This window comes from Desulfosoma caldarium (assembly GCF_003751385.1).
Taxonomy (GTDB): domain Bacteria; phylum Desulfobacterota; class Syntrophobacteria; order Syntrophobacterales; family DSM-9756; genus Desulfosoma; species Desulfosoma caldarium.
Window position 1 is genome coordinate 414,258 of sequence record NZ_RJVA01000013.1, and the last position, 15,091, is coordinate 429,348.

Genomic DNA, 15,091 nt, shown 5'->3' on the forward strand with positions numbered 1-15,091 from the left:
CGTGGACATGGAGGAGGCCGGCATGGTACCGAACACCATATCGGAAAGGCTCTTTCATCGGGCTCAAGCCGTCATTCCTGGAGGGGTCAACAGTCCGGTGCGCTCCTGCCGTTCCGTGGGGACGACCCCCTTTTTTGTGAAAAGGGCTTTGGGGTGCCGTTTGGAAGACGAAGATGGCCGTATTTACCTGGATTATGTGGGGTCCTGGGGGCCTTTGATCCTCGGCCATGCCCATCCTCGAGTGGTTGAGGCCGTGCGTTTCGCCGCCACACAGGGCACGTCCTATGGGATTCCGTGCCGGATGGAAGTGGAACTGGCGGAAAAGGTGGTTTCCATGGTGCCGTCCATGGAGATGGTGCGCATGGTCAATTCTGGCACCGAAGCCACCATGAGCGCCATTCGGCTGGCTCGAGGCTACACCGGTCGGCCAAAGGTCATCAAATTTGACGGCTGCTACCACGGCCACAGCGATGGCTTGCTGGTGAAAGGGGGATCGGGCCTGGCCACCCTGGGTATTCCCGGCAGTCCCGGAGTGCCGCCGGAGGTGGTGGCTCACACTCTGTCACTGCCCTACAATGACTTGGATGCTGTAGAAACGGCCTTGAAGGCCTACGGAGAAACGGTGGCGTGCATCATCGTGGAACCTGTGGCGGGGAACATGGGCACCGTGATCCCCAAGCCTGAGTTCCTGCCGGGACTGCGGCGCCTATGCGATACCTATGGCAGCCTGCTCATCTTTGATGAAGTCATTACTGGCTTTCGGCTAGCACCCGGTGGCGCTCAAGAACGCTTCGCGGTGCGACCTGACCTCACCTGCCTTGGAAAAATCATCGGAGGCGGACTGCCCGTAGGGGCTTACGGAGGTCGCCGGGATATTATGGAAAAGGTGGCGCCCTTAGGCGATGTCTACCAGGCCGGCACCCTTTCGGGGAACCCCCTGGCCATGGCGGCCGGTTTCGCTATGCTACAGGAACTTAGTGAACCGGGAATCTACGAGTCGTTGGAAAAAAAAGGCGAAGCCCTGGAAGCCGGGCTTCGAGAAGCCGCCCGCCTTGCCGATGTACCGCTCACTATCAACCGTATTGGATCCATGGGCACCGCCTTTTTTACCGACAAGGAAGTCTCGGACTTCGCCTCGGCGTTGCAGGCCAACACTGCCGCTTACGGCGTCTTTTACAGGGAAATGCTCGCTCGAGGTGTCTACCTGGCTCCATCTCAGTTCGAAAGCTTTTTTGTGAGCACGGCCCATGACCGAGAAGATCTGGATCGAACGGCCCAAGCGGCTTTGGAATCGCTTCGCGTGGTGAAAACCGTGGCAGGATCATGTTAGGCAGCGCACGAAAGCCAAGAGCCAAGGGAGAAGACAAAAAAGACGGTGTGAAAAATGGCGTTGACTTGGAGTGGGCCCTATGCTAGGTAGTGTGTGATATTTTACACGAAGTGGCCGATGAAAGAAGAGACGAAAAAATACCTCAAGCAGGTAGGATTGGCGAGCACCATAGGGTTTTCGGTGGCTTTCGCCATTTTTATCGGCGTGGCAATCGGCTACTGGTTGGATTCCAGCTTTGGAACCTTCCCATGGGTCACGCTGGTTTTCTTGGTCATGGGAATCATCGCGGGCTTTCGCAATTACATGCGGTTCATGCGAAGGCAGCAGCGTCAAGATCAGCGCACACCGTAAGGGCTTCGTGGGCATACTGCTGAGCGATGCAAAGCTTATTCGGCGCATTCAGCTAGTGAATGTGATTCTTCTCTTAAGTGCCGTGGTGGCCGCGGCGCTGTTCTTTTCCCTTCGAGAAGCCCTGGGCGTGATGGTGGGAGGCGCGACGGTGACGGTCAGTTTTCAGGTGATGAAGTGGCAGATGGGCCGCGCTTTTGGTCACCCACAGCGACCGCCGTCCAAGGGAGTGCTTTTCACCAAGTACTACCTGAGATTTCTCGGCACCATATTCGTGGTTTTTACGGTGCTCTATTACGGATGGGCGGATCCGCCGGCTTTTCTGGCGGGGTTGTCGGTGGTGATGGTCAGCATCGTACTGGTGGCCATAGTGGAAGCCGTAAAAATGGTCATGAGGGGAGAGGGGTAAAATATGGAACATCCGGTCTTGTTTCTCAGCATTCTGTTGGAGAAGCTGGGACTTCCCATCGTCCACAGCGCCGATGAGGCTCACACTTTTTTACAAAAATTGCTTCTGCCCCATGTGGTCTACACCTGGGTGGTGGCCGCCGTTTTGCTCATTTTGGCCAAGCTGGCCGTGAGCCGATTGGAGCTGGTGCCGTCGGGAGGGCAGAATTTTTTTGAAATGGTCCTCACGGGCATCGAAGACTTCATGGTGGGCATCACAGGGGAAGAGGGGCGTTTTGCCTTTCCGCTCATCGCCACGCTGGGCTTCTTCATTCTTTTAAGCAATTACATGGGTATGGTCCCCGGCTTCTTTTCGCCCACCGCCAACATTAACACCACGGCCGCCTGCGCGCTTATCGTTGTGACGTACACGCACGTGATTGGCGTGAAGTTTCACGGGGTCAAGTACATCAAGCATTTCATGGGCTCCGTCTGGTGGTTGACCCCTCTCATCTTCCCTATCGAACTCATTGGCCACACGGCGCGGGTGCTCAGCCTGTCCATCCGTCTCTTCGGAAACATCTTTGGTGAGGAATTGGTGCTGGCCATTCTGTTCTTACTGGCCGGGCTGTATCTGGCACCCCTGCCCATCATGTTCTTGGGGCTCTTTACCGGCTTTGTGCAGGCATTCATCTTTTGCCTGCTGTCGTGCATGTACTTTGCGGGCGCCATTGAAGAGGCGCACTAGCAGCAGCGTGTTTGAGAAAGTTTTTTTGGAGGAAGGCTCAGGCCGCGAATCTGTCATTGCCTCTTGTGGTGCTCGGCCGCACGGACGTGCACAGGCGACAGAGTCTAACTCGCAAGGCATCTCAAGGCGGTTTCGGTTGGAGGAAAGGCCGCAATTAATTTAATTCCCAATCCAAGGAGGTTGTATCTATGTCTAGGAAAGTAGGGTTCTTCACGACGCTGTTGGTTCTCGGGTTGACCACGTTAGCCATGGCTGCGGAGGCGGGATCTGCCGAAAAGGTGGAGGGCCTTCGGTTCTTCATGTATTCGGCCATAGCCGCTGGTTTCGGAATCGCTATCGCTGCTTTTGGCACGGGCTTAGCCCAGGGCATCGCCATTAAGAGCTCCGTGGAAGGCGTGGCTCGAAACCCGGAAGCCTCCGGGAAGATCACCGTGACCATGATGATCGGTTTGGCCATGATCGAGTCGCTGTGTATTTACGCTCTGGTCATCGCCCTGATCCTCATCTACGCCAACCCGGTCTCCAAGCTCATTCAAGGCTTCGTGGGTATGGCCTAATAAACGGCGAGGTGTCAGGCATTTCGAGAAGGCCGAACCCAAGGGGAATCGAAGAGGGGCATGCCCCTCTTCGATTCCAGGCCCTAAACGGGCGGGGAGGCCTTCTTTTGACGCAACCCATGTGAAGCGTGGCACAACACCGTGGCGAGGGGTGCAGGCATGCACAAGGGCGTGGCGTGCATGGATCCGTAGCATCAACGGCTACATGAGGGGCGAAGGATGAAATTTGCCAAAATCCCCATGGCGACCATCAACCGATTGTCCATTTACGTACGGACTCTACAGGAACTCCTGGAAGGGGATGTGGACGTCATTTCCTCGGAACGCCTGGCCAAGCAGTGCGGCGTCAATCCCGCCCAAATTCGCAAGGACCTGGCCTACTTTGGAGAATTCGGGGTTCGCGGCGTTGGGTATCATGTGGCGGATTTGGTCAATCAGATCAAGGAAATATTGGGACTCAACCGTACGTGGAACCTGGCCATGGTGGGCCTGGGCAACATTGGCTCGTCCATGGTGCGGCATGGAAACTTCGTCAAGCACGGCTACATCTTTACGGCGGCCTTTGACGTGGATCCCCAGAAAGTGGGCAAGAAGCTTCCCAACGGCCTCATCGTCAACCACGTGGACGAATTGGAAGACGTGGTGCGGGAGCGGGATGTGCACATTGGGGTCATTGCCACGCCGGCCAGTGCGGCGCAAAGTGTGGCCAACCAACTCATTCTTGCCGGCATCAACGGTATTCTCAATTTCGCTCCGGTGCAGATTCAGGTGCCAGATTGTTGTCACGTGGAAAACGTGGATTTCACCATCAAACTGGACTGCATCGCCTACCACCTGTCTTCGGGCGTTTGAGAAAAACACCCGAGGCTTCTCTCTTCTCCTGCCGTCATTGTGACCTTGGACTGCTAAGTAAACGCCCAGCGCGTGCTGGCTCGAAGGGCGCGAACCGTGGGGGTGTCGAAGCGTTGGACCACCTCGTTGAGAGGCCCTTCGGCCACGATACGGCCGCCATCGGGTCCGGCTCCGGGACCCATGTCTACCACATAATCGGCGGATCGCACCAATTGCAGGTCATGTTCGATGACGATGACGGTATGGCCTTTGGCCACGAGCCGATGTAAAATGGATGTCAGGCGTGCCACATCCTGGGGGTGAAGCCCTGTTGTAGGTTCGTCCAGAATGTAGAGAGTGGGTTTTGGAGCCGAACGAGCCAATTCCTTGGCCAGTTTCAGGCGTTGGCATTCGCCCCCGGATAGCGTGGGACTCGGCTGGCCCAATTGAAGATAGCCTAGCCCAACGTCTTCCATGACCTGAAGCTTTCGATGAATGGCCGGCACGTGTCGAAAAACGTCTGCCGCTTCAGTAACGCTTAAACGGAGCACATCGGCAATGGACAGACCCTTGAAGCGTACGGAAAGGGTTTCGGGTTCATAGCGGGATCCATCGCAATGGGGGCACGTGACGTAAAAGTCGGGAAGAAGAAGCATTTCCACGCGGAGGCGACCGTCACCACGACAGTGTTCACATCGTCCGCCGGGGCTGTTAAAGGAAAACCGATCTGGGTTATAGCCGCGCGCCCTGGCTTCCGGTAATGCGGCGAAGAGCGAGCGCAAGGGGTCAAAGACGCCGCAGTAGGTGGCCGGCACAGACTTAGGCAGGCGCCCTATGGAGGTTTGATCCATGAGGAGAACGCGATGGAGCCCCTCCCCTCCGACGATGGATTCGTAGGGCAGGGAGGGCACGGAGGCCTGGCCCAGCGCATGGCACAGGGCGGGGTAGAGTGTCCGAACCACTAGGGAACTCTTGCCCGATCCCGAAACGCCCGTGACGCAGGTCAAGGCTCGCAGAGGAAAGCGCGCCGTCACGTTCTGAAGATTATGGCCCTTAGCGCCCAGGATTTTGAGAAATTGTGTCCAGCGCTTCGGTGATTGCCCACGCCCAATGGGTGCCGCGGCGGGCTCGTGCAGAAATTGGGCAGTGGGCGATACCGCGCACTGGGCCAGCTGTTGCGGTGTGCCGGCAAAGACGAGCCGGCCGCCTTTTGGGCCGGCGCCGGGGCCGAGTTCCACCACGTAGTCCGCCTCCTGCAAGACGGCCACATCGTGTTCCACTACAAGCACGGTGTTTCCCTGCCGTCGAAGGTCCCGAAGGACTTCCATGAGGCGCTGCATATCCTGGGAATGCAGTCCCACACTGGGTTCATCAAAGATGTAAACGGCCCCTGAAAAAGGTGCCGCCAGTTGCTGAGCCAGCCGCAACCTTTGGGTTTCGCCAGAAGAAAGGGAAGCGATGGGGCGATCGAGGCTGAGATAGTCAAGGCCAAGGCTTAGCAGGGCATGCAACCGCGGAAGGATTTCCTGACGAATGCGTGTCAAGATTTCTTCCTCGTGAAGAAGGGGCATGAGAGTGTTCAGCCAATGAGTCAGTTCCGTCACCGTCATGGCATTCACGGTGGCGATGGAACAGTTGGCAACATGGACAGAGAGAGCGCGGCTGTTAAGGCGCGTGCCGCCACATGCCGTACAGGGGGGGCCTTGAACCCAAAACGGCTCGTCTTCTTTTCCTACCTTTTTTTTCGACCTAGGTCCGGGCTCCCGTCCCGACCCTTCGCACCGTGGGCACATGCCTTTGGGGTGAAAAAAGGAAAACAAGGCCATGGACGGCGGTTCGGCCCGATACCCGCAGTGGAAACAGATGGGGAGTTGGGAAAATGTGACGCTTTCCCCCGAGTCCCACACGGCCCGCACTGTGCCTTGGCCGTAGCGCGCGGCCAGTTCCAAAGAACCGGCGAGGCGGCCTGAGGCCTGGGGCTTCACGCTTACTCGATCCACCACCAGTTCCAGAGCATACTGAGGGCGTCGAGGCAGTATGGGCAAGGGATCCAGGGAATGGACCTGGTTTTCCCAGCGAACGCGCATAAAGCCGTCTCTTTTGAGCGACGTCAGGAGTTGGCCCAGCTTGTTTTCCGGAACGGGTTGCAGCGGGGCCAAAATCATAACGCGGGACCCTTCGGGACTTCGCAGAAGCGCCTCGGTCATTTGCCGAAGGGTCAAAGATTGAATGGGCTGTCGGCACGAAGGGCATGTGGGAATGCCCAACCGAGTAAAGAGTAGCCTCAGGAAGTCGTAGATATCGGTGAAGGTGCCCACGGTGGAGCGGGTCTGAGAAGGAAACCGGCCCTGTTCCACGGCAATGGTCGGGCTTAGCCCTTCCATGGAATCTACCTGCGGTTTTTCTCGCCGAAAGGTGGGCAAGAGAGCCATGCTAGAAGACGGCAAGAAGGTGTTAAGGTAGCGTCGCTGCGTTTCGGCGTGGAGCACATCGAAGACCAACGTGGATTTTCCCGACCCGCTCACACCCGTGATTGCCACAAAGGCGTTTTTTGGAATGTCCACATCAAGATTCTGTAAATTGTGATGTCGGGCTCCTCGAATGCGAATCCACGTCTGAGAAGTGTCCGCAAAGGTTTCGTTCATGCCAGGATGCGCTCCGCGTTTCGATGACGAACCATGGTCACGGCGGTTTGCATGGCGAAGAGAAGACTTCCGCAATGGGCTAGACCTTTTCCGGCAATGTCGTAGCCCGTGCCGTGATCCACGGAGGTTCGAACAATGGGAAGCCCCAAGGTGACGTTGGCCGCTTCGTAGAAGTGCACTAGTTTCAGGGGAATGAGCCCCTGGTCGTGGTATAGGGCCAGAACTGCATCGAAATGGCCCTCAAAGGCGCGAAAAAAAACCGTATCCGGCGGATGAGGGCCCGAGACGTCACACCAGGGATGCGTGTCTCGAAAACGGTTCACGGCCGGAGCGATGACGTCCAATTCTTCCCGGCCGAATCTTCCGGCTTCTCCAGCGTGTGGGTTGAGGCCCGAGACGGCCACTTTGGGCCGAGCGAGACCGAAATCGCGGCGCAAAGACGTTGCCAAAGTCTCCAAAGTGTCCAGTAGGCTTTCGTAGGTGATCCGCTCGGGCACGTCACGCAGAGCGCAGTGAATGGTCGCCAGGGCAACGCGCAGCTTGGGTCCGGCAAGCATCATGACCACGTGGGAAGCTCCCGTGAGGTCCTGAAGAAATTCCGTGTGTCCCGGGAACGGAAAGCCATGGCGATGCAGCGCGTCCTTGTGAATGGGCCCGGTGACTACGGCATCGGCGAGTTTGTTCACGGTCATGCCAACGGCTGTGCGAATAAATTGAACGGTTTCCCGGCACGCGGCCGCCGAAGGGCGGCCGTAGGCGATGTCCTCAAGGGACAAAGGGGTGCGGCACAGGACGCAGACCCCTTCAGGTGATTGTGTGGGAAGTTCATGGAGCTCGTGGACGATCTTTAAGGGAAGCGCAATCCCCAAAAGATCCATGGCTCTGCGCAGCGCCGTCACATCCCCGATGATCACAGGCCGACATGCCGTTTGAACCCATGGGTGCTGCAGGGCCTTGACAATCACTTCCGGACCTACCCCAGCGGGATCACCCATGGTCACGGCCAGCCTCACCCGTTGAAATGTCGCTTTGGACTCCATGAGCCGGCCTCAGATCTCAAGCATGCGTTCCACAGCCTGCAGCGCCTTCAGACGAATTTCTTCCGCCACGCGGACCTGGGGCGTGAGGGTTTTGAGGCTGCGAAGCACGTCTTTCAAAGAGGTTTTTTTCATATCCGGGCAGACCATGCGGGCCGAGACGGGGTAAAAGCTTTTGTGAGGATTATCCCGGCGCATGGGATGCAAAATCCCGGTTTCGGTGCCGATGAGAAAGGCGTTGTGAGCGTCGTTGCGCACGTAGCGCAGCATGCCCGAGGTGCTGGTGACCACATCCGCCAGATCCAGCACTTCCGGCCGGCACTCCGGATGGGCCAGAAAGAGCGCGTCGGGATGCGCGGCTTTGGCCTTCAGAACCATGGAGGCCGAAAGCCCATGATGCACCGGGCAGTAGCCCTTCCAGTAATGCAGAGTCTTTTGGGTATGGCGAGCGGCATACTTGGCCAGATTTTGATCCGGAATCAGGTACAAAGTGTCAGCGTCGGAAAAGGACGCCACGACGCGGTTCACATTGGCCGAAGTGCAGCACACCGTGCTTTCCGCTTTAACCTCCGCCGAGGAATTCACGTAGGTGACTATGGGAACGCTCGGAAATTCCTGCCGAAGGCGCCGTACATCCTGAGCCGTGATCATGTCCGCCATGGGGCATCCGGCTGCGGGATTTGGCAGAAGCACAATCTTATCGGGGTTGAGAATGGCCGCCGTTTCGGCCATGAAGTGCACACCGCAAAACACGATGACGTCAGCGTCGGTTTCCTGAGCCTTGCGGCTCAGTTCCAGGGAATCCCCCGTGAGGTCCGCAAGGTCCTGAATGGGGCCAGGTTGATAGTTGTGCGCCAAGATGATCGCGTTTCTTTCTTTTCTCAGAGCTTGAATTTCTTGGATCAAAGAGTTTTCCGGATCCATGCTTGTCTCCGTTTCTTTAGTCGCGCAGGCGGCGCTTGAGGGCGCCGATTTCTTCGGGATTCAATTTTCGTCCGGAAGGATCGAGAACGAGGACGTCGTCGTTCGGATTGAAGGCAAAGAGTTCTTTAGGCAGGTTGTGCACAATCTTGTGGTTGTGAAAGTGAATGCGGTTGATGTTGCCCAGGGCATCGAGGGCTTCGATTTCTGTGATAGTATATTGGGTGGTGTCCACCCAAACGCGCAAAGCGCGCACGTTGGGATCTTCACGTTTGGGCGTGAGACGCAGGACGGCGGTTTCTTCTGTACCGGCGGCTGCATCCATGGTGGCTTGAAAATTTTCTTTCAGCTGCACCACGCCCTCAAAGAACGTGCGCATAATGGGAGACTGCAGCAATTCCTTCATTTCAAAGAGCGAAATCTGGCGGTCTTCAGGAACATATAGCCAGGCCGTGTCTTTAAAGGCGACGAAAACCTGCCTTTCCGGACTGTTGTATTCCCAGCGCATGCGCTGAGGCTTTTGGTAGTAGAATACGCCTCGCGCTTCCGTGGTGGCTCCGGATGTGGCCACCGAGGTGGTCCATTGGGAAAAATCGGCAGTGTAGGCGGCAATGGCCCGGTACGTGTTTTCCATCTTGGTGAGAATCTCGGGCACTCCCGCCTCCGTGGCTTGACCGGAGGCGAAGACCTCATGCGATATTCCTTGGCCCAGGACGAAGACAACCATCCAAAGTAGTCCCAAGACCATACCGGGCGATCTGACTCTCACGGCGCCACCTCTCTTTTTCATGTGTCCAGCGAGTCCTTGGAAACAAGAACCTCTCGGGGCCTGCTTCCATCGGATGGGCTCACGATGCCCTGCTGTTCCATGATTTCAATCATGCGGGCAGCTCGGTTGTATCCAATGCGCAGGCGCCTTTGAATCATGGAAATGGAGGCCTGCCGGGTTTCCACCACAAGGCGAACCGCTTCTTCGTATTTTTCGTCCAAGGTTTCCTCGGTCGTTTCCGTAACGTTTTCCTTGTCCGCAAAAGAAACCCTTCCGGCGATGGGATCCGTTTCCGGCTGCCTTTCTCGCCAAAAGTCGGTGATCCTCTGGACTTCGTCATCCGAGACGAATGCCCCTTGAATGCGCTGTAATTTTCCCGTGCCAGGTGGCAGAAAGAGCATATCACCGGCACCCAGAAGGGTTTCCGCACCGTTGGTGTCCAGAACGGTTCTGGAATCCACTTTGGAGGACACCTGAAAGGAGATGCGCGTTGGAATGTTGGCTTTGATGATGCCGGTGAGCACATCCACAGAAGGTCTTTGCGTGGCCAAGATCAAGTGAATGCCGGCGGCCCGGGCCATCTGGGCCAGTCGCGTGATGGACTCTTCGACTTCACGTGAGGCGACCATCATGAGGTCGGCCAGCTCGTCGATAATGAGCACGATGTAGGGAAGCGGGTGATGTTCCAGAACGGTGCCGTTGGCCGTTTCTCTCGGGGGCGTGGAGGCGCTCTTGAGCGCGCGGTCCTTTGCCAGCACACGATTATAGGATTCGATGTTGCGGACATTCTTGTCGGCCAGGAGCTTGTAGCGCATTTCCATTTCGTGAACGGCCCATCGCAGGGCTCGAGTGGCCATCTTGGGTTCCGTGACCACGGGATGCAGCAGATGCGGAATGCCTTCGTAAGTGCTCAGTTCAATGCGTTTGGGATCGATCAACAGGAACCGAAGGGCATCCGGCGTGTTACGGTAGAGCAAGCTGAGCAGGATGGCGTTGATGCACACGGACTTGCCAGTCCCCGTCGCTCCTGCGATCAACAGGTGAGGCATTCGAGTCAGCTGCGTGATGACGGGGTTTCCGGTGATGTCCTTACCCAGGGCAATGGTCAAGGGGGACGTGGAGGCGGCAAAGGCCTTGGATTCGATAATGGAGCGCAAGGAGACCATGGCTCGCTTTTCATTGGGGATTTCAATGCCAATGGCAGCTTTGCCGGGAATGGGAGCGACGACGCGCACGCTGCTTGCCTTGAGAGCCATGGACAAGTCGTCGGCCAGGCCGACGATGCGACTGATTTTGATCCCCGGAGCCGGGCTATATTCATACATGGTGATAACGGGTCCCGGATTGATGCCCACGACCTTCCCCTGCACGCCGAAATCCTTCAATTTTTCTTCCAACGTGAGGGCCTTGTGCTGAAGAATCTGAGGATCCGGGGAGGCCTCTTCCTCGGCGTAAAAATCCAAGAGATCCACAGGAGGCAAGGCCGCGGCTTTTGCGGAGCGCGGCGCGGGAAGAGACGCCTTGTTCGGGGCGGATATCGTAGCCCCTTGATCGGCAGGGCGAAGTGGTGTCACGGCTTCCGCTGTGTCTTTGCTCTTGCGATCCGCGCCGAAGGTGCTCTTAGGCCGGCGTGCGCTGCGCTCTCTCACGAGCTTTGGTGAAGGGGCTTGAAGTTCTCGAACAGGCCGGGCGGCGGAGCGCGTCGACCACGTTTTTTTGAAAGCCGAGATAAACCGGCGTGGAATGGACAAAAGCATTTTCCCGAAGGATCCTAAAGTAAAAGGCGTAGCCAGGATCAGTCCTATGAGCAGGAGCCCTCCCAGAAGCACGTGGGCTCCAAGGGTGTTCAAGCGGGAGGCCAAAAAGGAAGCGGACAGGCTGCCCAATTGCCCTCCAGCCAGAACTTCCTGGCCGAAAATGGACACCGTGGGGCCGGAAAAAGCGGCCAACGTGATGGTCGCCCATAACATCAGGACCAAACCCACCACGTGCATGCGCCCGTAGGGAAAAACCGAAAGCCCGCGGAGCAAGCGCCAACTCCACCATACCCCGATCAAAGGGACCGCATAGGCCCCGATACCGATCAGAAAAAACAGAAGCCAAGAGATGTGGGCACCCAGAACACCCACGTGATTCAGCGTGGCGCGCCCCGAGGAAGAGGACGCAAAAAAGGTGGGGTCGGTGTGGTGATAGGAAACAAGGCTTGCGGCGATGAGAATGCTCACCGTGAGCACGGCCAGTGCCCATGCTTCGTGCTTCTTGCGCTCCACGCAACGCCCCCTTTAAACCTCCGCCACCATGGGGTGGATGAACGGTCGCCGATCAAGAACCTTTTGAAAGAACTTTTTCAATTCTCGGCGTATCTCCAGTTGAAAATCACCGCAGTCCATCATTTCTCCCTCGGCCTGATACCGTTCGAGTACGTCCAAAATGAGGCAACGGGCACTGTCGAGAATATCCGGCTTGGTTTCTTCCAAAATAAAGCCTCGAGTCACCAATTCCGGGCCGCTGAGAATCTCGCGCGTCTCTTTGCTGACCACCAGGGAGACCAAAACCATGCCGTCTTCTGAAAGATGCCTTCGATCGCGAAGGACCAGGTCGCACACGTCGCCGACGCCTTTGCCATCCACAAAAACCCGCCCCGTCTCGATGCGCCTTTGGACCGAAGCCACACCATTCTGTAAAGAAATGACGTCCCCATTCTCCACCACCAAGCAACGATGCTCTGAAAGCCCGAGACTTTGAGCCAACTGCTTGTGCTGCACCAGATGTCGGTATTCTCCGTGAATGGGGATGAAATAGGCGGGGCGCACCAGATTGATCATGGTCTTGAGTTCTTCACGGTACGCATGCCCCGAGACGTGAATCTCCTTGACCTGGTCGTGAATGACGTGCGCTCCACGACGGTACAGATGGTTGATGATGTTATGAATGGCCCGCTCGTTGCCGGGAATGAACTTTGAAGAAAAGACCACAGTGTCCCCGGGCTTGATGGACAACTTCTTGTGAACGTTGAAAGCCATGCGCGTTAGGGCGCTCATGGGTTCCCCCTGACTTCCGGTGGTGAGCATGAGCACCCTATTGTCGGGCAGTTGCTGGAGTTCCACCAGATTCGTTTCGATATCCGGGTCAAAATGCAGGTATCCCAGCTGCGATGCAATGCGCACATTGGCCACCATGGACTTGCCGCTGAAAAAAACCTTACGGCCGAATTCCGCGGCAAGATCCAACACCTGCTGGATGCGATGAATGTTGCTGGCAAAGACGGCAACGAGAATGCGGCCCGAACATTCTCGAAAAATCTCCCGAAAGGTGTGCCCGATGTCCCTTTCGGACAACGTATAACCTTCCTTTTCCACGTTGGTGGAATCGGAGAGCAAAGCCAGAACCCCTTGTTCTCCGTAGGCGGCGAATCGCGCTGCATCGAACATCTTGCCGTCCAAAGGCGTATGGTCGATCTTGAAGTCTCCGGAATGAACAACAATTCCCTCGGGACTTTCCACGGCTAGACCCACGCCGTCGGGAATGCTGTGACAAACTTGAATGAACTCGATGTGCAAGGGCTCCACACACAACCGGTCGCGCGCCTCAACGCAGTGCAACACCGTGCGCTCAAGGAGCTTGTGTTCGCGGAGTTTTTCTTCAACCAGCGCCAGAGTTAGCCTGGTGCCGTAGATGGGTACTGGAAATTCGCGAATGAAGAAAGGTATAGCTCCGATGTGATCTTCATGGCCGTGTGTGACCACCAGAGCGCGGACCTTTTCCTTGTTTCTTCGAAGGTACGAAAAGTCGGGAATGACAATGTCAATACCCAGCATTTCCTCTTCAGGAAACATCAAGCCCGCATCGACCACGACGATGGCCTCGCCGTATTCGATCACCAGCATGTTAAGGCCGATTTCGCCGCAACCTCCAAGAGGGATCAGGCGAAGAGGTGTTTTCTCTGAGGAGTTCATGTTCATAGAGCTGCGGAGCGAGCCTGCGCGGCGGAGGCCTCTGCGTTCAGGCTCCCTCCTTCCCTTTGCGTAAGGTGACGCCGTATGGCTTCGCGAACCATGTCAATGAGCCCATCCCGGTCTTCCACGGTCATGGCGGCCGTCTCGATGGGTTCGCCGATGGTCATGCGGAGGCGCCCGGGCCGCACCAAGCGGGCTCCCTTGGGAAGAATCCTATAGGAACCGCTCAAGGCGATAGGCACAATGGGTTGGCCTGACTGAATGGCCAAAATAATGCCCCCTTTCTTAAAGGGCTGCAGCACGCCGTCACGGCTTCGTGTGCCTTCTGGAAAGATGACAATGGCGGTGCCTTCCCGAACGCGCCGAGATGCTTCCTCTAAACTCTGAAAAGCCTTTTTACGGTCGGATCGGTCGATGGGCACGTAGCCGATGAGGCGCATGGCGTATCCCAAAATGGGAATGCGAAACAGCTCCTCTTTGGCCAGCCATCGAAACTGGACGGGAAGCTTGCCCAAAATGGCAAAAATGTCGAACCAGCTCTGGTGGTTGGCCGCATAGACCACGGGCCTTTTGGGATCCAGCCGTTCGAGACCATGGACGTCCACGGAAACACCTGCCGCCCACAGATTGAGGTTTGCCCAAAGGCGGCCGAGAAGGTGGGCCCAGTCACTGCGACGCGTGACCAAAACAATGGCAATGGCCGTCAGGCCCAGAAGGATCGTAGAGACCAGCAGCATGGCATAAAACGTGGCAGTTCTCACCCACCTCATGAAGATCCCTCGATTTAACTATGGAGAAAAACGCATGAAAACCCATGAGCGGAGGGCAGTCTAAAGGCTTTCCCTGGCAGAGTCAACTTCCTTCATAGGGCGCAGATGCGGGACTTGTTGAGCAAAAATGCCATGTGGTATATACAGTCAACTAAAAACCTTTGGCTCTGACGAGAACCATTGCCTCGTCGCGCGGCGACGATAGGGCCCCAGCGGCCTGGGAAAGCGAGGGACGCTATGGCACGGACATTGAACAAGGTCATCCTGATCGGCCGATTGGGTGCCGATCCCGACGTGCGGTATACTCAAAGTGGCCTGCCTGTGGTGCGTTTCAACCTGGCCACCAATGAGAGGGTTCCGGCGGGGGAAGGGAACTGGGAAGACCGCACCGAGTGGCATCGCATTGTGGTCTTTGGCAAGGCAGCCGAAAACTGTGCCAACTATCTTTCCAAAGGCCGGCTGGTTTACGTAGAAGGGCGCCTGCGCACCAATCAATGGGAGGATGCTCAGGGCATTCGAAGATACACCACGGAAATTGTTGCCTCGGATGTGGGGTTTCTCGATAGCGGCCGCGATGCGCCGGTTGGGGCCGAAACCGGCCAGGCTCCTTTGCAGCGAGGTTCTAGGGAACAGCCCAGACCCGAAGAACCATTTCCCGATTCGCTTCCGGAAATGTCCGAACCGCACGACAACGACAACATTCCTTTTTAGCAGGCTTTACGCCGAAGCGCGCTGCGCTTTTCCTGGGATCGCGGCCCTTTGGCCCGCACAAAAAAGCGAGCGCGACGCCAC

Annotated in this window: 14 protein-coding genes; 7 read left to right on the top strand and 7 right to left on the bottom strand. The window is 56.9% G+C overall.

Annotated features, from left to right (window positions below; genetic code table 11):
• The first annotated feature begins 22 nt into the window (after positions 1-22).
• The 6 genes from hemL to EDC27_RS12255 all read left to right on the top strand — a co-directional run bounded on the left by hemL (position 23) and on the right by EDC27_RS12255 (position 4,222).
• Complete coding sequence (gene hemL / locus EDC27_RS12230; RefSeq protein WP_123290976.1) at positions 23-1,330, top strand: glutamate-1-semialdehyde 2,1-aminomutase; 1,308 nt, start codon at positions 23-25, stop codon at positions 1,328-1,330.
• A gap of 117 nt (positions 1,331-1,447) precedes the next feature.
• Entirely contained in the window at positions 1,448-1,681 is a 234-nt protein-coding gene (locus EDC27_RS12235) for an AtpZ/AtpI family protein (RefSeq protein WP_123290879.1), read from the top strand.
• 7 nt (positions 1,682-1,688) lie between these two features.
• Positions 1,689-2,087 (top strand): ATP synthase subunit I, encoded by a 399-nt coding sequence (locus tag EDC27_RS12240; protein WP_170161789.1) that lies wholly within the window; start codon positions 1,689-1,691, stop codon positions 2,085-2,087.
• A 3-nt stretch (positions 2,088-2,090) separates the two neighbouring features.
• Positions 2,091-2,813 (top strand): F0F1 ATP synthase subunit A, encoded by a 723-nt coding sequence (gene atpB / locus EDC27_RS12245; protein ID WP_123290881.1) that lies wholly within the window; start codon positions 2,091-2,093, stop codon positions 2,811-2,813.
• Between the two features lie 248 nt (positions 2,814-3,061).
• The gene (gene atpE / locus EDC27_RS12250; RefSeq protein ID WP_407923351.1) at positions 3,062-3,370 is read left to right on the top strand and encodes an ATP synthase F0 subunit C; all 309 of its coding nucleotides are present in this window, start codon (positions 3,062-3,064) and stop codon (positions 3,368-3,370) included.
• Between the two features lie 219 nt (positions 3,371-3,589).
• Positions 3,590-4,222 carry a redox-sensing transcriptional repressor Rex gene (locus tag EDC27_RS12255; protein ID WP_123290883.1) on the top strand — a complete coding sequence of 211 codons (633 nt, stop codon included), beginning with the start codon at positions 3,590-3,592 and terminating at the stop codon, positions 4,220-4,222.
• A gap of 53 nt (positions 4,223-4,275) precedes the next feature.
• Here EDC27_RS12255 and EDC27_RS12260 read toward each other — a convergent pair whose 3' ends face one another.
• From EDC27_RS12260 to EDC27_RS12290, 7 genes are read right to left on the bottom strand one after another with little or no spacing between them, the layout of a single operon-like run.
• Positions 4,276-6,846: an excinuclease ABC subunit UvrA gene (locus tag EDC27_RS12260; protein WP_123290884.1), complete on the bottom strand. Its 2,571-nt coding sequence runs from the start codon at positions 6,844-6,846 to the stop codon at positions 4,276-4,278.
• Positions 6,843-7,886 (bottom strand): 4-hydroxythreonine-4-phosphate dehydrogenase PdxA, encoded by a 1,044-nt coding sequence (gene pdxA, locus EDC27_RS12265; RefSeq protein ID WP_123290885.1) that lies wholly within the window; start codon positions 7,884-7,886, stop codon positions 6,843-6,845. Before pdxA ends, EDC27_RS12260 begins: the two co-directional genes overlap by 4 nt.
• A gap of 9 nt (positions 7,887-7,895) precedes the next feature.
• Positions 7,896-8,807, bottom strand: coding sequence for a quinolinate synthase NadA (nadA, locus tag EDC27_RS12270; protein ID WP_123290886.1), 912 nt, complete (start codon positions 8,805-8,807; stop codon positions 7,896-7,898).
• 16 nt (positions 8,808-8,823) lie between these two features.
• Complete coding sequence (locus tag EDC27_RS12275; protein ID WP_170161790.1) at positions 8,824-9,573, bottom strand: LolA family protein; 750 nt, start codon at positions 9,571-9,573, stop codon at positions 8,824-8,826.
• Positions 9,574-9,590: 17 nt separating this feature from the next.
• On the bottom strand, positions 9,591-11,843 hold the full coding sequence (locus tag EDC27_RS12280) for a DNA translocase FtsK (RefSeq protein WP_123290888.1): 2,253 nt from the start codon (positions 11,841-11,843) through the stop codon (positions 9,591-9,593).
• Positions 11,844-11,855: 12 nt separating this feature from the next.
• Entirely contained in the window at positions 11,856-13,535 is a 1,680-nt protein-coding gene (locus tag EDC27_RS12285) for a ribonuclease J (RefSeq protein WP_123290889.1), read from the bottom strand.
• A complete protein-coding gene (locus tag EDC27_RS12290; protein WP_123290890.1) occupies positions 13,532-14,299 on the bottom strand; it encodes a lysophospholipid acyltransferase family protein in 768 nt (255 codons plus the stop codon). The genes EDC27_RS12285 and EDC27_RS12290 overlap by 4 nt, the downstream gene beginning before the upstream one ends.
• 237 nt (positions 14,300-14,536) lie before the next feature.
• On the opposite strand from EDC27_RS12290, the gene EDC27_RS12295 reads away from it, so the two are divergent.
• Positions 14,537-15,010, top strand: coding sequence for a single-stranded DNA-binding protein (locus EDC27_RS12295; RefSeq protein WP_123290891.1), 474 nt, complete (start codon positions 14,537-14,539; stop codon positions 15,008-15,010).
• Positions 15,011-15,091 lie beyond the last annotated feature (81 nt).

Coding starts and splice junctions, on each gene's coding strand:
- EDC27_RS12260 (WP_123290884.1), bottom strand. CDS start 6,846: ATGAACGAAACCTTTGCGGACACTTCTCAGACGTGGATTCGCATTCGA.
- pdxA (WP_123290885.1), bottom strand. CDS start 7,886: ATGGAGTCCAAAGCGACATTTCAACGGGTGAGGCTGGCCGTGACCATG.
- hemL (WP_123290976.1), top strand. CDS start 23: ATGGTACCGAACACCATATCGGAAAGGCTCTTTCATCGGGCTCAAGCC.
- EDC27_RS12290 (WP_123290890.1), bottom strand. CDS start 14,299: ATGAGGTGGGTGAGAACTGCCACGTTTTATGCCATGCTGCTGGTCTCT.
- atpB (WP_123290881.1), top strand. CDS start 2,091: ATGGAACATCCGGTCTTGTTTCTCAGCATTCTGTTGGAGAAGCTGGGA.
- EDC27_RS12295 (WP_123290891.1), top strand. CDS start 14,537: ATGGCACGGACATTGAACAAGGTCATCCTGATCGGCCGATTGGGTGCC.
- nadA (WP_123290886.1), bottom strand. CDS start 8,807: ATGGATCCGGAAAACTCTTTGATCCAAGAAATTCAAGCTCTGAGAAAA.
- EDC27_RS12235 (WP_123290879.1), top strand. CDS start 1,448: ATGAAAGAAGAGACGAAAAAATACCTCAAGCAGGTAGGATTGGCGAGC.
- EDC27_RS12285 (WP_123290889.1), bottom strand. CDS start 13,535: ATGAACATGAACTCCTCAGAGAAAACACCTCTTCGCCTGATCCCTCTT.
- EDC27_RS12255 (WP_123290883.1), top strand. CDS start 3,590: ATGAAATTTGCCAAAATCCCCATGGCGACCATCAACCGATTGTCCATT.
- atpE (WP_407923351.1), top strand. CDS start 3,062: ATGGCTGCGGAGGCGGGATCTGCCGAAAAGGTGGAGGGCCTTCGGTTC.